Below are 17990 nucleotides of genomic sequence, written 5' to 3'. Positions count from 1 at the left end.
TCTCTCACCATTGATACATAACCTTACAATTTTCCGGGGCTGATCGCATTCCGCCACTTCCCAGAGTTCGATAGAAAACAAAGCGTTCGAGATGCAAAAAGGGCAGTCCCATGAAGGCACGAAACCAATCGACAATCTCACGTCGCTACTTTGGTACTGCGCTCAGTACCGCAATACTGTTCGCGCCGTCTATACTTCGCGCTGAGGCACAAGCGCCCGTACGTCGAAATACGTCTGGTTTCCGTACCCACAATTGGCAGGAGCACTTCGACAAGTTGGGGCGTGGCATCATCATCGCCGACACAACCTCTAAAGCACTGCAGCATTGGACAGCGGACGGTGAAATGCGCATGTATCCAACTTCAGTCCCGTTGACTGAGGATTTGACCCGTCTGGGCTACACCGAAGTTGTGGAGAAGCGTGAAAACCCAAGTTGGGCGCCAACTCCATCGATGCGCGAGCGGAATCCCGAATGGCCAGCTAGGATCCCTGGGGGCGACCCGGCCAATCCGCTCGGGACGCGAGCGCTTTATCTGTCGTGGCAATATTATCGCATCCACGGCACTCAAGATACGCGCAAGATCGGACGGCGATCATCAAACGGCTGTATCGGGCTTTACAACAATCACATTGAGGAGGTGTTCGACAGGGTGCCGGTTGGCACGCAGGTCAAATTGATCTGATGGGGCGATACAGCGTCATTGCACTGGCGATCGTGGCGCTTCTGGCCGTCGGCTTTTTGTGGACAGGGCAGGGCGACGACGCTGCAGAGCGAGCTTCCGGCGACGTCAGTGCGGGCGGCGCACCGATGGTCGAGGTTGTTCTGCCAGAAACTCTCTCGACCAACGCACAGGTCGGCAAATTGGCTTACGAGGCCAAATGCGCAGTGTGTCATGGTACGAATGCCGCTGGTCAGGACGGTGTTGCCCCACCATTGGTGCACAAGATCTATGAACCCAGCCATCATGGAGACGGTGCTTTCCTGCTGGCGGCGAAGAATGGCGTTCGGGCACACCACTGGCGCTTTGGAAACATGCCTCCTGTGGAGGGCGTGACGGACGGGGATGGAAAGATGATCGTCGCTTATGTCCGTGAATTGCAGCGGGCGAACGGGATAAACTGAGTGAGCAACCAAGTGAAGGATAGTCGCGTGAAGCAAATATTGGGAATTGCCGTTTTTTTGGCCATGATCGGAACGAACGCTCTGGCGCATTCGGAAAAAGAAAGCATGACACCTGCCGATGGCGCGGTCCTGGACAACGTGCCCGAGACACTCGAGATGCGGTTCAACGACGGGATGCGTTTGACGAAAGTCGAAATGACCCATGCGGACACCCATGTCGAAACGCTCGACCTCGGCGCACAATCTGGCTTCGTGAAAGAATTCTCCTTGCCGCTCGTGCCGATGGGGTCCGGTCTCTACCAGATCGAGTGGCGCGGGCTGGGCGTCGATGGTCATCCCATGACCGGCAGTTTCTCCTTCGAGGTGAAGTGAGGCGTGCCGGATCTCTGGGGCCTGGCCGCGATTGCCACCAAGTTCTTCCTCTATCTCGGGGTCCTCGCGAGCGGAGGCCTTATCCTCTGTCGCCTTGTTCTCGCCGACCAGATGTCGGCACTCGATCGCGCAGCGCGCATTTGGGCCATTGGCTTTGCCGCACTGGCGGTGGCTATGGCCGCTCTGGGATTTGCCGTCCGGGGTGCCGTGCTCATGGATGACGTCTCCGGCATGGTCGATCCGTCCATTCTGGCACTTCTATGGCAGACCCCACCCGGAGAGGCTTTGCTGTTCCGGCTCCTCGGTCTCGGGACACTTGTTCTCGGCGCTGCGATCGGCGGGCGTTGGCTATGGGTCGCTGCGGTCGGCGGCGCTGTCGCGATCTGGAGCTTTTGCGAGATCGGTCATGTGGCGAGCCAGGATCGGCTGTGGTTTCAGAGTGTCTTGTTTGCGCATCTCATTGCCGCGGCATTCTGGATTGGCATCTTCCTTCCACTCAGCCGCCTCTCGCGGTCCGCGTACACTTTGGGTGACGCCGCAGCCCTCGGTCATCGCTTTGGCCAGATCGCCGCTGTCGCCGTTCCGCTCCTCGTCGTTGCCGGCGCGATCATGACCTGGCGCCTGGTGGGATCCGTCTCAGCCCTGTTCGGAACCGGCTACGGTCTGTGGCTTTTGGCAAAGCTTGCCGCTGTGGCATTGCTGTTGGCTTTGGCAGCACTCAATAAGGTGCGTCTCGTACCGGCTCTTCAACGGGGTGATCCCGGCGTCGGCCCGCAACTGTCAAAGTCGATTTCCTTGGAATGGCTCTGCGTTGGCGTCATTCTATTCGCAACAGCCATCTTCACTTCAGTTCTTACGGTGCCCACATGAGCCTGACAAAACGTGACTTTCTCAAAATGAGTGCCGCCGGTTTGGCGGTGTTGCCGCAGGCCCTGTCCGCACAGACGACATTGGCGACGCTGAGAGCCAGCGTCACCGATCTCCAATTGCTGCCGGAGCAATATGGAAAGACGACGGTTTGGGGCTTCGAAGGGCAAGCCCCAGGCCCGGAAATCAGAATTGCGCAAGGGGCGCGGCTAACCCGGCGGATCGTCAATGACCTGCCAGCGCCGACGTCGGTTCACTGGCATGGCATTCGCATTGAGAACGCCATGGATGGCGTGGCGGGCCTGACGCAGGATGTGATCCTTCCGGGAGAGAGCTTTGAATATGACTTCGTGGCCCCCGACGCCGGTACCTATTGGTACCATTCTCATAACCGGTCGTTTGAGCAGGTCGCCCGTGGACTGCACGGAGCGCTGATCGTGGAAGAGCCCGACGCGCTCGACATCGATCATGAGGAGGTCCTTATCCTCGATGATTGGTTGATCGATCCCGAGACCGCACAGATTCCGGACACCTTCGGGGCCATGCATGATCTCAGTCATGCAGGCCGGCTCGGGAACTACATCACCACGAATGGGCGCTATAACCTGTCGCGCGACGTGGCGCGGCACGACCGGCTGAGGCTGAGACTGATCAACGCTGCCAATGCACGGGTGTTTCAACTGGGGCTGGACGGGCTCGACGGCTGGATTGTTGCCTTGGACGGCATGCCTTTGGGTCAGCCACAGAAGATTGACGGGACTTTTCTTCTCGCCCCCGCCCAACGCATCGATCTGATTGTCGATGTCGTCGCAGAGGTGGGTGGCGCCGGTCATATCGTACAGTTCGACCGTGACGAGAGTTTCTCTCAAGTGGCCTTCGAGGTGCGATCAGATGGCACGCGCGCGCGCCGCGCAGCGCCGCTGGCATTGCCACCGAATCCTGTTCCTGTGCCGAATCTGGCCGAAGCGAGAGACATCGCTTTGCGCATGGAAGGTGGGGCCATGGGTGGCATGCGAGGCGCGATGATGGGCGGTCGGATGTCATCGATGCGCGACATGATGCAAGCCGGGCAATTCTGGGCCTTCAACGGATCGGTTGGGGGCATGGACGGCTCTCCATTGGCATCTCTTTCACGGGGCGAAACGGTCCGGATCAAGATCACCAACGACACCTCCTTCCCGCACGCGATGCACCTGCATGGCATGCATTTCCACGAGATTGCAGCTGACGGAAGCCTCGGAGCTCTGAGAGACACCACGCTGCTTCAGCGCGGCGAGGTTCGGGACATTGCCTTTGTCGCGGACAATCCCGGCAAATGGCTGCTGCATTGCCACATGCTCTCGCACGCGGCCTCGGGCATGATGACCTGGGTCGATGTGGCGTGACCCGGGCTACGCTCTCCCTGGGCATTGGACTGCTGCTTCTCCTCGGGGCAGGGATCTATGTCTGGACCGGCGCAGCTGCCGAGGCCGAGCGCGGCGTCATGCCCGAAGACATCGACATTGTCGCCGGAAAAGCGCTCTATGCCGAGACCTGTGCGGCCTGCCACGGTGCCAATCTCGAGGGTCAGCCGGACTGGCGTAGCCCGGGCGAAGACGGGCGATTGCCCGCGCCGCCGCATGACGAGACCGGGCATACCTGGCACCACGGGGACCAGCTTCTGTTTGACTACACCAAGCTCGGGGGACGCGCTGTCATGGCGGCGCAGGGCATGGACTTCGACAGCGGGATGCCCGGCTTCGGGGATCAACTGAGCGATCAGGAAATCTGGAACATCCTGGGGTACATCAAATCAACCTGGCCCGAACGGATTCAGGACATGCAAGCTGTGCGGACGGAAGGCGAGACGCGCAGCAGGGAGAATTAGAATGCAAATCACCAAGGTGATGGCGATACTCGCCATAGTGACACTGCCACTGGCCGCGCAGGCTGACACGCTGAGTGAGGACAGGGTGAAAGAGCTGGTGCTCGAGGCCATTCGCGAGAACCCCGAGATTGTGCTCGAGGCGGTTCAGATCATCGAACAACGCGAACAGCAGCGCCAGGCGGCAGCGGCGGCAAGCGTGTTGTCTGACAACCGGGATGTTCTGGAGAACGATCCGAACGCGCCGGTCCTCGGCAACCCGGATGGCGATGTGACCGTGGTCGAGTTCTTCGACTACAACTGTCCCTATTGCCGCCGCGTGAAACCAGAGATCGAAGCGCTGCTCGCCGAAGATCCGAACGTCAAACTGGTCTACCGGGAGTGGCCGATCCTCGGCGAGGGGTCGGTCTTTGCTGCCCGCGCCGCGCTGGCCGCGCGCGAACAGGGCAAGTACGAGGAATTCCACTGGGCCTTGATGGGGATGCAGGGCCGCGCGGAAGAGGCGAGCGTCATCCGCGTGGCCGAAGAGGTCGGGCTCGATATCGCCCAACTCCGTCGCGACATGCAGGCGCCTGAGATTGACGACCATATCTCTGCATCGATGGAGATGAGCCGCGACCTTGGCTTTAACGGGACGCCGTCCTTCGTGATCGGCGATGCGCTGGTTCCAGGTGTCATCGACGCGGACCAGATGATCCGGCTGACGGAAGAAGCCCGCGCGGCCAAGCAATAGGATCAGACCGGGTGTGTGCTGTAGCCAGCCGCCTCGATCGCCTTTGCGACAGCGCTACCGGTCTGGCGTGTCTCCACAGCGACCGTTCGGGCGGTGAGGTCAGGGGTAACCTGCGCCGCCGGGTCGAGCGCGAGAATTTCTCGGGTGATAGCGGCCGTGCAATGACCGCAACTCATGTCCGGGACATGGAATTTCATGGATGACCCTCCTTGGTTAGGAGAGGCTTAGGGTTTCCAGCAGGTGGAAGGTCAAGCGTCTGTCGCCTGGGGCTCCGCGCGTTTTTCGGGGGATATCGCATCCGACGGCTGGCGGGTCCCGTGACAGGATTTTCCCATGAAAAGGAACATCACCCCATGAGCCGCGAGACACAGCAGGATTGGGGCCAGCACACCGAGGCTGGTGGAGAGCCCCGAGATGGTCCCACCGCCTGCGAAGAAGACGAGCAGGGGCAGAACCATGACCGCGCAGCAGATCCACATCCCGGCATGCATGATTTTGGTTCCGGTTCCGTGATTTTGTGTCTTTTGGGCGTGCATGGTTGGACCTCCGAGCCCTCTGATATCTGACAAGCGGGCGGGCCAGCAAGTTTACATTCCGATACATTTCATTTGGAAACAGCTGGTTACAGACAGGTTATGCTCCCTTCACACGGGTGGCTGAAGGTTTTTGTGAATTGCCCTTGAGCTTCCAGTGACTGGAAGCCCTATATTCGCCTTGAAGCTCGAATTGAGGTGAACCGCCATGACCGAAAGACACCAGAAAACGCTGAGCATAGAGGGCATGACCTGTGCCTCCTGCGTGGGCCGTGTTGAAAAGGCTTTGTCTGGGTTGGAGGGTGTGGCCGGCGTCACCGTCAATCTTGCCTATGAAACTGCGCGCCTGTCTGTCGAGACGCCAGCTCATCTGACCAAGGCTGCGGAAACGTTGAAAACACTGGGCTATCCGGCCCGGACGGCGAAGATCACCCTGAACATCGCGTCCATGTCTTGTGCGTCCTGCGTGGGACGGGTGGACAAGGCGCTTGCCGACCTTCCCGGTGTGGTGTCGGTCACTGTGAATCTGGCCGCCGAGACGGCGATGGTCGAGTATCTCGAAGGGACAGTATCGCCCGGGGACCTCATGGCGGCCTCCGCGGCCATCGGCTACCCGGCGGAGATTGCAGAAGCAAACGCCAGCCAATCCCGGGTGGAACGCAAGGCGGAAGAGGCGGACGGACTGCGGCGCAATGTCCTGCTTGCAGCGGTGCTCACCCTCCCGGTCTTCATCCTCGAGATGGGCGCGCATCTTGTACCTGCCTTTCACATGGTGATCGAGCGCAGCATCGGGACGCAGACCTCCTGGATCATTCAGTTCCTTCTCACGACGATCGTCCTGTTCGCGCCGGGGCGTCATTTCTACACGAAAGGCTTCCCAGCACTCTTTCGGGGTGCGCCTGACATGAACAGTCTCGTGGCTGTCGGCACGGGGGCCGCATGGGTCTATTCCGTGGTTGCCACCTTCTTGCCAGCGCTTCTGCCCGAAGGCGTGCGTGCGGTCTATTTCGAGGCTGCGGCCGTGATCGTCGTTCTCATCCTGGTCGGACGCTGGCTGGAGGCGCGTGCGAAAGGTCGTACCGGAGCCGCCATCCAAGCGCTTCTGGGTCTGCAGGTGCGCACCGCCCGTGTCATTCGGAACGGAGCAGCAGAGGAGGTGGATGTCGATGCCTTGGCTGTCGGCGACGTGATCCTTGTGCGCCCGGGAGAGCGGATCCCGGTGGATGGCGCGGTGACCGAGGGGTCCAGCAACGTCGATGAAAGCATGATCACGGGCGAACCGGTCCCCGTTGCGAAATCCGCGGGGGCAAACGTCACGGGCGGCACCGTCAACGGGACCGGAAGCTTGACCTTCCAAGCGGTACGGGTCGGGGCGGACACAACGCTCGCGCAGATCATCCGCATGGTCGAGGAAGCGCAGGGGGCCAAACTGCCCATCCAGGGCCTCGTGGATCGTGTGACGCTGTGGTTCGTCCCGGCTGTCATGGTCTTGTCGGCATTGACGGTTCTTGTGTGGCTGACCGTCGGGCCTGACCCCGCGCTTACCTTTGCACTGGTGGCCGGTGTGTCCGTTCTGATCATTGCCTGTCCCTGCGCAATGGGGTTGGCCACGCCGACATCGATCATGGTGGGCACCGGCCGCGCGGCGGAAATGGGGGTGCTCTTTCGCAAGGGTGATGCGCTTCAAGCGCTGTCAGAGGTCGATGTCGTCGCGCTCGACAAGACCGGGACCGTCACCGAAGGCCAGCCGACCCTTACCGATGTGATCGTGGCATACGGCTTCGATCGGAAGCGCGTTCTCGGCCTGATTGCCTCCGTCGAAGCACAGTCCGAACACCCGATTGCCGAGGCCATTCTCCGCGGCGCGCAAAGCGACGGTGTTGCTGTGCCTTCTGCGACGGGCTTTCGGTCTGTCACGGGTTACGGTGTTGCCGCGACAGTCGAGGGCCAAGAGGTCTTGGTCGGTGCGGATCGTTACATGCGCCGCGAAGGGATCGAGATCGCCGCGCTGATGGATAGGGAAAAGGATCTTGCAAGCCGCGGTCGGACCGCGCTCTATGCGGCCATAGACGGCGAACTGGCGGCGGTGATCGCTGTCGCGGACCCTGTGAAGCGCGCGAGCCAGGAGGCCATTGCCGCCCTGCATGATCGCGGTTTCAAAGTTGCGATGATTACCGGCGACAAACAGGAAACCGCCGAGGCCATCGCGCGCGAGACCGGGATCGATCACGTGATTGCCGGGGTCCTGCCCGACGGCAAGGTGGCCGCGCTCGATGATTTGCGAGCCGGGGACCGAAAGATCGCGTTCGTGGGCGACGGGATCAACGACGCGCCGGCCCTGGCGCACGCCGATGTCGGCATTGCCATCGGCACAGGCACCGATGTTGCCATCGAATCCGCGGATGTTGTGCTGATGTCAGGGGACCTGCGCGGTGTGGTGAATGCTGTCGAGGTCTCGAAACGGACCATGACGAACATCCGCCAGAACCTGGTCTGGGCCTTTGGCTACAATGTCGCGCTGATCCCGGTTGCCGCAGGCGTTCTTTACCCGGCCTTCGGGCTGCTTCTGTCGCCGGTCTTTGCGGCGGGTGCCATGGCCCTGTCCTCGGTTTCGGTTCTGACAAACGCCCTGCGTCTGCGCCGCATCGCCCCCGCGATGCGCGAAGAGGCGAAATCCCCTGCGCCGCGGATCGAAACGCAATCGCAACCTGCTGAATAGGAGGGCAAGGACATGAATATTGGGGAAGTTGCGGACCGGTCCGGCATTCCACCAAAAACCATCCGCTACTACGAGGATATCGGCCTGATCAGGCCACAAAGAAGCGACAACGGATACCGCGCGTTTCGGGAAACCGACCTCCATAAACTGGCCTTTCTCGGTCGTGCCCGGGCGCTCGATCGAGGATTGCCGTGTCCTTCTGAGCCTTTACGAGGACGAAACGCGGGAGAGTGCTCAGGTGAAGGCCATCGCCGAAGAGCATCTGTCGGCCATCGATGACAAGATCGCGCAGCTTCGGGAGATGCGGGAAACACTGTCGCACCTCGTCGATGCCTGCCACGGTGATCATCGCCCGGATTGCCCGATCTTGGGAGAATTGGCAGGCGCGACGGAGTAACACGAAAAAAATAGCTTGGATTGGGAACCTTCCAGCGCTGGAACTTTGTTCGCTTGGTGAAGGAGAGGAATTCCGATGTCAGAATCTACAATCGAAACCCAGCATTCCCACGAGGAGGCCAAAGCCAAATCGCAGGACCACGCGAAATCCTCCTATGGTCGCTTCTTTGCGATGGTTGGCACCTCCACCGCCTTGATGTTCGGGTTGATGTACCTGAACACCTACGCATTCGAGCATGTCTATTGGAGTGAGACGCGCTTTTACATGACCTTTGTGATGGGCGCGACAATGGCAATTGTCATGTTGACCTTCATGCTTGGCATGTACCGAAACACAACCGTCAACATTGCAATCTTTGCCGGGTCGGCAGTTCTGTTCGCCGGTGCCCTGTGGCTGGTTCGAAGCCAGGTAACCGTACAGGACGAAAGCTGGATGAGCGCAATGATCCCCCACCATTCCATCGCGATCATGACCAGTGAACGGGCGGAAATCACAGATCCACGGGTTGCCGCACTGGCAACCGAGATTGTGCATGCTCAAAACCGCGAAATCTCGGAGATGCGCTATTTGCTTGCCGATATTGCGACCAACAGTGAAGCTGGGTCCGACTGGCCGCTGGGTGCGTCTGCAGGCCCCGCCAGCGTCGACAGCTTGACACAGGCGGTCTCTACACCGGTCATTGCAGGTATTCGGCCAGCACCTCTTTCAACCGATGAAATCGCCCGGGCTCTCGGGTCAAGTGTCGCCTGTACCTTCGTGCGGGCCGTCAACTCCGATCCCATTCTGGCCACCGACGGCAGCGGGCAGGGCGTGACGAAAATCTCTGGCTCGCTGGTGATGTTCGACGCCGAGGGCGACATCTCCAACGGCGGCGTACTTGGCACCGATGGGGGTCGATTGACCATCACGCCGGGCGAGGGAGATTCTGCTGAAGGCGCGACACTGCTGTTCCAACTGAGCGGTGATCCGGCGCTGGCCGTGGGCTTCATGGGCTACTGGACCTGCAAAACCTGACCGATCGGAGGGCACATTATGCCGAAGGACAATTCCCAATCGACCAGAGAGGCGGACCTGTACCGCATGGTGATGGACGACCACCTTTGCCCCTACGGTCTGAAATCAAAGGATCTGTTGGAGCGCGAAGGTTACGAGGTCGAGGATCACCATCTGACGTCGCGAGCCGAAACCGATGCTTTCCTGGAGGAACACGGGGTCGAGACAACCCCACAGACCTTTATGGATGGCGAGCGGATCGGCGGTTATGAAGCCCTGCGCAAGCACTTCAGACAAGATGTGCCCGAGGAGGACGACACTTCCTATCAGCCTGTCGTCGCGATTTTTTCAATGGCGTTTCTGATGGCGCTTGGCCTCAGCTGGGCCAGTTTCGGATCCCTTTTCACGCTGCGCACCTTCGAGTGGTTCATTGCGATCTCGATGTGCTTTCTGGCGGTCCAGAAACTTCAGGATATCGAGAGCTTCTCCACCATGTTCCTGAACTACGATCTGCTCGCCCAACGCTGGGTGCGCTACGGTTATGTCTACCCGTTCGGCGAGGCCATTGCGGGTGTTCTCATGGTCGCGGGCGCTTTGGTCTGGATCAGCGCGCCGATAGCGCTCTTTATCGGCACGATCGGCGCGGTGTCCGTCTTCAAGGCCGTCTACATCGATAAACGGGAGCTCAAATGCGCCTGCGTTGGCGGGGCGTCGAACGTGCCTCTGGGGTTCGTCTCGCTCACGGAGAACTTGATGATGATCTTCATGGGCCTCTGGATGCCCGCGCGGGCGTTCGGATGGTTTTGAAGCGGATGTAACACTTGCATCCCATTTCTAATCCGAAGCGATGCTGCGGGTCGCGGCAGCGTCCAACGCGTCGAGAACCGAAGCCGGGGTCAGCACTTCTGACAGCGCGATGCCCGAAGGGGCACCGGGACCGAATACAATATTGAACGGGATTCCATAGCGATTGTGCCGCTCAAGAAACCGCGAGATGGTATCGTCTGGGCGGGTCCAGTCCGCTTGCATGGCAATCACCGTCCCATCCCGCAAGCGGTCCAGCACAGGACTTCTGTCAAGCACCAGGGATTTGTTGGCTTTGCATGTCAGGCACCAGTCAGCCGTGACATCCACGAACACGACACGTCCTTCGGAAACATGCCGGGCGATGTTCTGAACTTCGAAGGCTTGCCAATGTGATGGCGCATTCGCCGTCGCGTCCGGACGCTCGGGCGATGCGATCAGGCCGGCGCTCAGGACCGCACCCAGAAAGGAGATCGTCAGGAACACGCGGCGCAACATCGGCTTTGGCCACTGCACATAGGCGCCCAAGACCAGGGCTGCCGTTGCTGCAAACACCCCCGCGGCCGCAAGCGCGCCCGCCACGCCGACCAGAACGAACAGGAGCCAGATTGCCGTCGCCAACAAAAGACAGCCGAGACCGGCTCTGACAAAGAGCATCCAGCGGCCCGGCCGGGGCAGAAGATGGACCCATTCGGGGCGTGCGGCGATCACCAGATAGGGGAGGGCCAATCCAAGGCCGAGGGCCGTGAAAATCACGGCAACGTCCAGGGGTGTCCCTGCGAGGGCGAAGGTGATCGCAGTCCCGAGGAAGGGTGCGGAGCAAGGCGTTGCAAGGACAGCAGCGAGGAAACCTGTGCCGAAATCCGCCGCGTATCCAGATCCTGCGCTGCCGGCTCCCAAGCGGTCCTGCACGGCCTGCGGCAAGGCTATTTCAAAAGCACCGAAGAGGTTTGCCGCGAAGATTACGATCACGACAAACATGAGACTCACGAAAATGGGGTTCTGAAACTGCATGCCCCAGCCGATCGAGACTCCAACCCATTGGAGCGCCAGCAAGACCGCCGCTAGACCCCAAACGAATGTCAGAACACCGAAGGCGGACACCAGAAATCCTTTGCGGGTGATGTCCCGCGATTGGCCGGATGCTTTGAGCACGGAGGCGAGCTTGATCGACAGAACTGGCAAAACGCAGGGCATCACATTCAGGATCAATCCTCCCAGAAAAGCAATGCCAGCCACGGCAATCAGCTTGAGAAGACCTGCCTGCGCACCAGCAATGACGTAGGGAGGGGCAGGGGCCTCCGTGGTGAGCAATACGGGGGACGTCACCGCGCGCGCCGTATCCGTGATCGTGATCAAAGGGGCTGGATGTTCCTCGGACCAGGCATTGATCGGGATTTGCGCCCAGAGTTCCGTTCGGTCTTGGTTGAGGCGGATATCCGGCTTCCCGAAAGTGACGAGCGGGCCGAACTCCGGAAAGACATCAACGTCCCGGAATGCGCGTGTGCTCCGTGCGGTCACAGTCAGCGCGGATGCTTGATCGTCAATGGCCGCACTAGAGATCCGGATGTCGCTATCTTCAGGACCCAGCGGAACGCGGTCGACAAACCTGGCGATAATATCGGCCGAACCCGTGTCGATTCCAACGCCCTCGGGCAGCGCCAGTGACAAAGCGAAATCGTGGGGCACGCAAACGTCTGAACAAGTGAGCAAGGAAACCCGAGCGCGCAAGTTGAGCGCTTCACCCGCTGTCTCCAAGGTCGCGCGGAGCGGCAGGGCAACCTCATTGGTGTAGCCGAAATTCTCGATCCCGAAGGCCTCATAGCGCTCCGGTGCGGGCCAGAGAATGTCCACGGAGTTTAGATTCGAGGACCCGGTCCAATCGAGGGCAGGGGCCAGTCCAACCTCTCCAGGTGTGCGCCAATATCCCTTCCATCCCTCCCCAAATTCCAGGGCCAATCCAAGCGAGATGGAGGCGGCGTCAGGGGCAATTCCATCCTCTGCCGAAATCAGCCGCGCTGTAACGGCGGGGTTGGAAAACACCTCTGATTCTGCGGCTGAGGCGGGCTGACCTAAAAAGCCACCGAACCAAATGACAGTCAGGAGCAGCATCCACCTGCCGATATGAAAGCGCTCTCGCATGCTCAGCGCAAAGGAGCAGGCAAATGGGTGAGCGCCATGCGAAGATCGGTTGTTGGCAAACCGCGGGCAATCCAACCTGGACCTCTCCGCGAGCCAAGCATGCCTTCCGAGACGTCGATGAAACCCGCATATCCGGCCCGTGTGAGGGCGGCCAACAGCCGGGCGCTGCGGCCCCCGGTTGCGCAAATCAGAGCGACAGGCCTTGTGTCGGAGAGGTCCCGCGCCGCAAAGAGCCGCTCCTCGAAGCGGTCTTCATGCATGCTGATTGGCCAGGCCCCTTCCGCGAGGCCTGTGTCCTGCCACTCCGGGCGGGATCTGACATCGATCAAGGAGATGTCGCCATCTGCCAGTGCGGCAGCCGCCTCAGGCGCAGACCAGACCGTCCGGGTCGCAGCCGCAGACAGTCCCGGGGCGAGGGTCAAAGCCGATGACAAAAGCAGGAAACGCCGTCTATGCATCTTGCACCCAGAGTGCGCCGCCCACGGCAGATCGCGAGAAAGACCGCGCCGACACCGCATTATGCTGACCGACAGGCAATATCCCAGCCCTCCTCGCGTTCGAGATCGATGATTTGGCGGATCATCTTATCGCTGATCTGGCCTTGGACGACCGTGCGGCCGATCACCAGCGCCGGTGTCCCTACAAAGGCAAATACACGAGCAAGGGCCGCGCTGTTTTCGAGTTCTCGCGCAATATCGACGCTGTTCATATCGGCGATCAACTGTGCGCCGTCGACACCGAGATCATCAGACAAGCGGACGAGATACTCCTCTGATGCCTGAAACGGGGTCGTCATCAATCGCTCATGGAACGTGACATAGGCCCCTTGTCGTTTTGCCGCCAAAGCGGCCTTGGCCGCCAGGTTCGAACTGTCCCCAAGCAGCGGAAGCTCGTGCCATGCGACGGCAACCTGGTCGTGCATGTCCTCTGCCATGCCCGCCAGGCGCTTGGTCTGCACCCGGCAGAAGGGACAATAGTAGTCTGAGAAAGAGGCCATCGGAACGATCGATGCCGTGGCGTCAATATTGCCATAAAGTGCATCACACAGGTCTGCAGACACTCTCTTCAACGCCGCAGCTTTCTGCGCTGTTACATCGGCGCTCTCCGTAGTGCCCAAACCCACAAAGGGGTCAAACCCGCCAGATGTTTCGCCGGCAACGTATTTGCGAAATCCCACAGGAGAAGTAAGGGGCTCTAGTTCCAGTTTCTCTGGCAAAAGAGATGGTATCGTACGTAGAGCGGCGTAGCCCGCGACGATTCCACCGATCGTCAAAAGTGTTGATCGCTTCTTGGAATCCATGATCGGCCTGAAATTGGGACAACAACGGCGTCCAGCAATACTGCTGCGTCACATATGGGGTCAACTTTACAAACTGATACATTTCTTCTCGTGGAATCATGATTTTAGGGAGGTATGCGTTGATGCTGAAAAGCAATCGCTCGCTGACCCGGTGTTGCGTATGCTCTTGGTCTTTGAGGGGACGATGATTTGGGCATTTCAGGTAAGCAACTTGGTCTGGTCGCGGCTGCGGGGTCGGCAGTGTTGCTTCTGGCTGCCTTCGTATTTCAGGCTTTGGGCTATGCCCCCTGTGCAATGTGTCTCTGGCAACGATATCCTCATGGGGTTGCGATCGGTGTCGGTCTGCTGTTGCTCATCGGCCTGCCCGTTTTGCCGCTCTTGGTTGTCGGTGCTGCTTCAGCGGCAACGACCGCGGCCCTCGGCATCTTCCACACCGGCGTCGAACGGGATTGGTGGGAAGGGCCGACCTCTTGCACAGGCTCCGGCCTTGATATGTCGAACCTGTCGGGTGCTGATCTTCTTCCGTCCGCGGCAAGCGGGCCGTCGAAGTTGGTGATGTGTGACGAAGTTGCTTGGGAATTTCTGACCCTATCGATGGCAAGTTGGAACGCGCTTTGGAGCGCCGCACTTGCGGGCATTTGGCTGGTCGCCCTTGCGCAACAAATGCGCCAACCCCGCTCGAAAAGTCCCTATTCGGCGACCTAGCCTTGCAGATGCGCGATGAGTTCCGCGACAAGTGTCAATGATACCACTGACAGCAGGAGCGCTAGTAGAGCGAACGCTGCAGCGCCGGTTTTCTGCGGAAAGAGACCGATAAGTGGGCGCAGGCTCGCCGACTGGTTGATCGCTGACACATACAAAGGCAACGCACCCACCATCGTGGCATAGAGATAGACACCGGAAATGTTTTCGAAAAACGCAGAGCGCGACAGTGTCGGTGCGACCACCCTTAACGCGGTCGCGCGGCTGCCGCTGAACGAACCAAACCAATCAGCGGAGAAAACGTAGATTAGGGCGTGGAGGCCGAGGAAGAGCGCAACCCGGACTGTCAGATCTAGCAACAGAAAAACAGCTGGATCTCGATGGCTGACAATGGATCGCTGCGCGAGGGCGAAAAGAAAGAAGCTCACGTAGTTCACGGCAAAGACAACTGGCAGACCATTGGTGACAACCTGCCGAATAAATCGCCCAAGAGTGGGGCCGCCCGCCGCCAACGCCGGCGCGAAACCGGGAGCAAGCAACACATAGAGTAAAAGAACCGGGGCCAAAGCAGCGAGGCTGAACAACAAAACGTTTTGTAAAAACAGAGCGCCGGGCATCTTTAAGGAGAAATATCTTTCCATGATACTAAGCTGCCATGCGGATCATGTTCAGTCGACAGGCACTCGGCCTGGCGCCACTGACGAGGCGATATGTGATGCCGCCATACAGATAATACCGATGCGAAAATATTGGCATTTAGGTAAGAAACGTCGGACAAAACTTCTGTTGCGGTTGCGGTTGCGGTTGCGGTTTGAAAAGTCCGCTATCGGCGTCAGTGATCCCTGCTGCAGAAATCATGATCGGCAAGAGACGCAAGCACATAACAGTCTTCCGAAATCCCGTGTCCATCACAGCCCTTGGTTATGCGCGAAAGCTCCTTTTCCAATAGCTTAAGTCGCTTGATTTTCTCACGCACATCCACAAGTTGAGAGGTGGCAATTTCTGTTGCGGCCTCGCAAGATTGGTCCGGGTGCTCTTGTAGCTCAATGAGCGATGAGATCGCCTCAATCGAGAAACCCAGGTCGCGTGCATGGCGGATGAAACTCAGCCGTTCCAACCCCGCTTTGTCGTAGCGCCTTTGATTGCCGCTCGTGCGCTCGGCTTCGGCCAGAAGCCCCATTTCCTCATAGTAGCGTATCGTTGGAACTTTGACCTTTGTGCGCTTTGAAAGCTCGCCGATAGAAAACATTAAGAAACCTCTTGAACCTCTAGTCACTAGAGATTGTAGATAAGGTGGGACACAGACTCAAGAGGCCGTCATGACCGACCAATACATGTCCCCGACACCCCTTCTGGATTTCGAAGCGACACCCATTCAGCGCCTTATCGCTGACCGGGGCTGGCTGAGCCTTTCACAGACTGACCGGATCGGCGCTGTGTATGACTTCGTGCGAAACGAAATTCTCTTCGGCTACAACTCCGATCATGCTTTGCCAGCATCTAGGGTGTTGGCTGACGGCTACGGGCAGTGCAACACCAAGGGCACTTTGCTCATGGCGCTCCTGCGCGCCGTTGGTGTGCCGTGCCGCTTTCATGGCTTCACCATCGACAAGCGGCTGCAGCGCGGCGTGGTGCCGGAACTGGTCTATCCGCTTGCCCCCCGCAACATCATCCACTCGTGGGTCGAAGTCTTTCATGATGGTCAGTGGTTGAACCTTGAGGGCTTCATTCTGGATGCCCCTGTCCTCGCGGCTCTCCAAGGTGCCTTTCCTGAGCGCCAATCTCTCTGCGCCTACGGTGCGGGCACAGATTGCCTGCAGGACCCGAACGTCGAATGGCGAGAGGCCAGCACTTACATCCAAAAGACCGGCATCAACCACGACTTCGGCACCTTTGACGATCCTGATACCTTCTATGCAACCCGTCGTCAGCTGACTGGCGTGAAGGGCATCCTCTACCGCGTGCTCGTTCGGCACTGGATGAACCACCGCGTCAAGATGATGCGCAATGGTCATGTGCCGAAGATTCCCGGAGGCGAGGCAAACCTCGTTCCAACGCAAACAACCCATGAAATGCAAGGAGCGATCTGATGGCCGGTTGCTGTGGACATGCCGCCAAGTTTGACGGCGTATCGGACGACTACAAACGGCGGCTCTGGATCGTCATTGCCCTGAACGCCACGATGTTCGCTGTTGAAATGACGGCGGGCCACTTGGCCAAGTCGCAGGCTTTGCAAGCCGATGCACTCGACTTCGCGGGTGATGCGATGACCTATGGCATTTCACTGGCCGTGATTGGTACCTCGCTTCGCGCCCGCACCAACGCCGCGCTATTCAAGGGGTTTAGTCTATTACTCATGGGGTTGTGGGTACTCGGATCGACCGTCTACCGCGTCTTCTATGTCGGGGTTCCTACAGCTGAGATTATGGGCGCTGTTGGCTTTCTGGCTTTGCTCACGAACCTTGCCAGTGTGTTCTTGCTGGTGCGCTACAAAGACGGTGACGCAAACGTGCGGTCTGTCTGGCTATGCTCGCGCAATGACGCCATCGGCAACGTCGCAGTCATGTTCGCAGCCTTGGGCGTCTGGGGGACCGCAACAGGTTGGCCTGACCTGATCGTCGCAACAATCATGGCTGGACTGTTCCTGTCGTCCGCTTTCCAGATCGTGCGGCAAGCCCTCGCAGAGCGGCGAGAAATAGTCGACTACCAGCATGTGGAGGCATGATGCAGGGCTTTCTCATTATTCTGGGTCTTGGGGTTGCTGCTATGACCCTTGCAGGAATCCTCTGGTCGATTGCTTTTCCTGATCGGCGGATATGGCCGCCAGAACGCTACATGACACTCACGCCTTTCCTTGTCTGGGTGCCAACATTCACACTGTTCGGGGTTCTCATCCTGCTTGGTGTCTGGGGCTGGGCTGATCTGGCCATACCGAGTTGGGCGCGGTTTGGCGTCGGCCTGCCACTCATCATGATCGGCAACGTCGTCGTATGGATGGAAGTCTCACATTTTGGGGTGCAGCAGACGGGTGGAGCCAAGGGTACCCTACGCACCGAGGGCATGTACCGCTACTCTCGGAACCCGCAGTATATGGCTGACATTGTCATAGTATGTGGCTGGATGATCTTATCAGCAGCGCCTTGGGCCATGGTCGTCGGACTGGCTGGAATAGTGGTGCTTATTACCGCGCCATTTTCTGAGGAACCTTGGCTGAAGGATCAATACGGCATCGCGTTCGAGAACTACTCCGCAAAGGTGCGGCGGTTCGTCTGAGTTAATGCTATCACCGCCAAAGCTGACTTTCTCCGCATGACGGGGTATCGGAAATAAAGGCCCAATTTGAACCGTCGCTGCGAGCAAATTGGTCAGCGGGTTTGCGTCAATAGTAGTAAAACTCAGTTCTTTTAACATAAACTTCATTATGCGTATTTATACTTTGTG

Annotated in this window: 21 protein-coding genes and 1 pseudogene; 16 read left to right on the top strand and 6 right to left on the bottom strand. The window is 59.1% G+C overall.

Going from position 1 to position 17990, the window contains the following annotated elements; translation table 11 throughout:
• Nucleotides 1-110 precede the first annotated feature (110 nt).
• The 7 genes from GFB49_RS18845 (at nt 111) to GFB49_RS18815 (ending at nt 4959) form a co-directional block, all read left to right on the top strand.
• Nucleotides 111-683, top strand: coding sequence for a L,D-transpeptidase (locus GFB49_RS18845; RefSeq protein WP_153217553.1), 573 nt, complete (start codon nt 111-113; stop codon nt 681-683).
• Entirely contained in the window at nt 683-1123 is a 441-nt protein-coding gene (locus tag GFB49_RS18840) for a c-type cytochrome (RefSeq protein WP_153217551.1), read from the top strand. The genes GFB49_RS18845 and GFB49_RS18840 overlap by 1 nt, the downstream gene beginning before the upstream one ends.
• A complete protein-coding gene (locus GFB49_RS18835; protein ID WP_343032639.1) occupies nt 1124-1495 on the top strand; it encodes a copper resistance CopC family protein in 372 nt (123 codons plus the stop codon).
• 3 nt (nt 1496-1498) lie between these two features.
• Nucleotides 1499-2365, top strand: coding sequence for a copper resistance D family protein (locus GFB49_RS18830; RefSeq protein ID WP_343032638.1), 867 nt, complete (start codon nt 1499-1501; stop codon nt 2363-2365).
• Nucleotides 2362-3747, top strand: coding sequence for a multicopper oxidase family protein (locus GFB49_RS18825; RefSeq protein ID WP_153217549.1), 1386 nt, complete (start codon nt 2362-2364; stop codon nt 3745-3747). Before GFB49_RS18830 ends, GFB49_RS18825 begins: the two co-directional genes overlap by 4 nt.
• Before the next feature lie 98 nt (nt 3748-3845).
• Nucleotides 3846-4229, top strand: a complete 384-nt coding sequence (locus GFB49_RS18820) for a c-type cytochrome (RefSeq protein ID WP_153217547.1) — start codon at nt 3846-3848, stop codon at nt 4227-4229.
• Between the two features lies 1 nt (nt 4230).
• Nucleotides 4231-4959 carry a DsbA family protein gene (locus GFB49_RS18815; RefSeq protein ID WP_153217545.1) on the top strand — a complete coding sequence of 243 codons (729 nt, stop codon included), beginning with the start codon at nt 4231-4233 and terminating at the stop codon, nt 4957-4959.
• 2 nt (nt 4960-4961) lie between these two features.
• On the opposite strand, the gene GFB49_RS18810 is transcribed toward GFB49_RS18815, so the two are convergent.
• Nucleotides 4962-5156 (bottom strand): heavy-metal-associated domain-containing protein, encoded by a 195-nt coding sequence (locus GFB49_RS18810; RefSeq protein WP_153217543.1) that lies wholly within the window; start codon nt 5154-5156, stop codon nt 4962-4964.
• 156 nt (nt 5157-5312) lie between these two features.
• Between GFB49_RS18810 and GFB49_RS18805 the strand changes: the two genes are divergently transcribed.
• From GFB49_RS18805 to GFB49_RS18785, 5 genes and pseudogenes are all read left to right on the top strand, one after another.
• Nucleotides 5313-5525: a hypothetical protein gene (locus GFB49_RS18805; protein WP_143570315.1), complete on the top strand. Its 213-nt coding sequence runs from the start codon at nt 5313-5315 to the stop codon at nt 5523-5525.
• A 175-nt stretch (nt 5526-5700) separates the two neighbouring features.
• Nucleotides 5701-8211, top strand: coding sequence for a heavy metal translocating P-type ATPase (locus tag GFB49_RS18800; protein ID WP_153217541.1), 2511 nt, complete (start codon nt 5701-5703; stop codon nt 8209-8211).
• Nucleotides 8212-8223: 12 nt separating this feature from the next.
• Nucleotides 8224-8608 (top strand): annotated as a pseudogene (locus GFB49_RS18795) (MerR family DNA-binding transcriptional regulator).
• Nucleotides 8609-8683: 75 nt separating this feature from the next.
• Entirely contained in the window at nt 8684-9622 is a 939-nt protein-coding gene (locus GFB49_RS18790) for a DUF305 domain-containing protein (RefSeq protein ID WP_153217539.1), read from the top strand.
• Between the two features lie 18 nt (nt 9623-9640).
• Nucleotides 9641-10408, top strand: a complete 768-nt coding sequence (locus GFB49_RS18785; RefSeq protein WP_153217537.1) for a MauE/DoxX family redox-associated membrane protein — start codon at nt 9641-9643, stop codon at nt 10406-10408.
• Nucleotides 10409-10435: 27 nt separating this feature from the next.
• On the opposite strand, the gene GFB49_RS18780 is transcribed toward GFB49_RS18785, so the two are convergent.
• Genes GFB49_RS18780 through GFB49_RS18770 form a run of 3 tightly spaced genes read right to left on the bottom strand, consistent with a single transcriptional unit; the run spans nt 10436 to nt 13847 of the window.
• On the bottom strand, nt 10436-12517 hold the full coding sequence (locus GFB49_RS18780) for a protein-disulfide reductase DsbD family protein (RefSeq protein ID WP_246149799.1): 2082 nt from the start codon (nt 12515-12517) through the stop codon (nt 10436-10438).
• A 32-nt stretch (nt 12518-12549) separates the two neighbouring features.
• Nucleotides 12550-13005 (bottom strand): rhodanese-like domain-containing protein, encoded by a 456-nt coding sequence (locus GFB49_RS18775; protein WP_153217533.1) that lies wholly within the window; start codon nt 13003-13005, stop codon nt 12550-12552.
• Between the two features lie 59 nt (nt 13006-13064).
• A complete protein-coding gene (locus GFB49_RS18770) occupies nt 13065-13847 on the bottom strand; it encodes a DsbA family protein (RefSeq protein ID WP_153217530.1) in 783 nt (260 codons plus the stop codon).
• A 195-nt stretch (nt 13848-14042) separates the two neighbouring features.
• On the opposite strand from GFB49_RS18770, the gene GFB49_RS18765 reads away from it, so the two are divergent.
• A complete protein-coding gene (locus GFB49_RS18765; protein WP_425505248.1) occupies nt 14043-14552 on the top strand; it encodes a disulfide bond formation protein B in 510 nt (169 codons plus the stop codon).
• Here GFB49_RS18765 and GFB49_RS18760 read toward each other — a convergent pair.
• Both GFB49_RS18760 and GFB49_RS18755 read right to left on the bottom strand, forming a co-directional pair.
• Nucleotides 14549-15190 (bottom strand): hypothetical protein, encoded by a 642-nt coding sequence (locus GFB49_RS18760; RefSeq protein WP_153217527.1) that lies wholly within the window; start codon nt 15188-15190, stop codon nt 14549-14551. The two genes, GFB49_RS18765 and GFB49_RS18760, sit on opposite strands and share 4 nt — an antisense overlap.
• Before the next feature lie 191 nt (nt 15191-15381).
• Complete coding sequence (locus GFB49_RS18755) at nt 15382-15798, bottom strand: MerR family transcriptional regulator (RefSeq protein WP_153217525.1); 417 nt, start codon at nt 15796-15798, stop codon at nt 15382-15384.
• Between the two features lie 70 nt (nt 15799-15868).
• Between GFB49_RS18755 and GFB49_RS18750 the strand changes: the two genes are divergently transcribed.
• The 3 genes from GFB49_RS18750 to GFB49_RS18740 are packed head-to-tail and all read left to right on the top strand — an operon-like array spanning nt 15869 to nt 17822.
• Nucleotides 15869-16639, top strand: a complete 771-nt coding sequence (locus GFB49_RS18750; protein ID WP_153217522.1) for a transglutaminase-like domain-containing protein — start codon at nt 15869-15871, stop codon at nt 16637-16639.
• On the top strand, nt 16639-17274 hold the full coding sequence (locus GFB49_RS18745; RefSeq protein WP_153217520.1) for a cation efflux transmembrane domain-containing protein: 636 nt from the start codon (nt 16639-16641) through the stop codon (nt 17272-17274). Before GFB49_RS18750 ends, GFB49_RS18745 begins: the two co-directional genes overlap by 1 nt.
• Nucleotides 17274-17822 carry a methyltransferase family protein gene (locus tag GFB49_RS18740; protein WP_194269406.1) on the top strand — a complete coding sequence of 183 codons (549 nt, stop codon included), beginning with the start codon at nt 17274-17276 and terminating at the stop codon, nt 17820-17822. The genes GFB49_RS18745 and GFB49_RS18740 overlap by 1 nt, the downstream gene beginning before the upstream one ends.
• Nucleotides 17823-17990: the final 168 nt, after the last annotated feature.

Source organism: Tritonibacter litoralis, from assembly GCF_009496005.1.
Lineage (GTDB): Bacteria > Pseudomonadota > Alphaproteobacteria > Rhodobacterales > Rhodobacteraceae > Epibacterium > Epibacterium litoralis.
The sequence above is the reverse complement of the archived record's forward strand: the minus strand, read 5'-3'. Positions and strand labels throughout refer to the sequence as shown.

Bases quoted from the DNA above. Each gene is read 5' to 3' on its own strand.
- GFB49_RS18790 (WP_153217539.1), top strand. From the start codon at position 8,684: ATGTCAGAATCTACAATCGAAACCCAGCATTCCCACGAGGAGGCCAAA.
- GFB49_RS18815 (WP_153217545.1), top strand. From the start codon at position 4,231: ATGCAAATCACCAAGGTGATGGCGATACTCGCCATAGTGACACTGCCA.
- GFB49_RS18805 (WP_143570315.1), top strand. From the start codon at position 5,313: ATGAGCCGCGAGACACAGCAGGATTGGGGCCAGCACACCGAGGCTGGT.
- GFB49_RS18810 (WP_153217543.1), bottom strand. From the start codon at position 5,156: ATGAAATTCCATGTCCCGGACATGAGTTGCGGTCATTGCACGGCCGCT.
- GFB49_RS18825 (WP_153217549.1), top strand. From the start codon at position 2,362: ATGAGCCTGACAAAACGTGACTTTCTCAAAATGAGTGCCGCCGGTTTG.
- GFB49_RS18820 (WP_153217547.1), top strand. From the start codon at position 3,846: ATGCCCGAAGACATCGACATTGTCGCCGGAAAAGCGCTCTATGCCGAG.
- GFB49_RS18760 (WP_153217527.1), bottom strand. From the start codon at position 15,190: ATGGAAAGATATTTCTCCTTAAAGATGCCCGGCGCTCTGTTTTTACAA.
- GFB49_RS18840 (WP_153217551.1), top strand. From the start codon at position 683: ATGGGGCGATACAGCGTCATTGCACTGGCGATCGTGGCGCTTCTGGCC.
- GFB49_RS18775 (WP_153217533.1), bottom strand. From the start codon at position 13,005: ATGCATAGACGGCGTTTCCTGCTTTTGTCATCGGCTTTGACCCTCGCC.
- GFB49_RS18745 (WP_153217520.1), top strand. From the start codon at position 16,639: ATGGCCGGTTGCTGTGGACATGCCGCCAAGTTTGACGGCGTATCGGAC.
- GFB49_RS18755 (WP_153217525.1), bottom strand. From the start codon at position 15,798: ATGTTTTCTATCGGCGAGCTTTCAAAGCGCACAAAGGTCAAAGTTCCA.
- GFB49_RS18740 (WP_194269406.1), top strand. From the start codon at position 17,274: ATGCAGGGCTTTCTCATTATTCTGGGTCTTGGGGTTGCTGCTATGACC.
- GFB49_RS18785 (WP_153217537.1), top strand. From the start codon at position 9,641: ATGCCGAAGGACAATTCCCAATCGACCAGAGAGGCGGACCTGTACCGC.
- GFB49_RS18770 (WP_153217530.1), bottom strand. From the start codon at position 13,847: ATGGATTCCAAGAAGCGATCAACACTTTTGACGATCGGTGGAATCGTC.
- GFB49_RS18780 (WP_246149799.1), bottom strand. From the start codon at position 12,517: ATGCTGCTCCTGACTGTCATTTGGTTCGGTGGCTTTTTAGGTCAGCCC.
- GFB49_RS18800 (WP_153217541.1), top strand. From the start codon at position 5,701: ATGACCGAAAGACACCAGAAAACGCTGAGCATAGAGGGCATGACCTGT.
- GFB49_RS18845 (WP_153217553.1), top strand. From the start codon at position 111: ATGAAGGCACGAAACCAATCGACAATCTCACGTCGCTACTTTGGTACT.
- GFB49_RS18750 (WP_153217522.1), top strand. From the start codon at position 15,869: ATGACCGACCAATACATGTCCCCGACACCCCTTCTGGATTTCGAAGCG.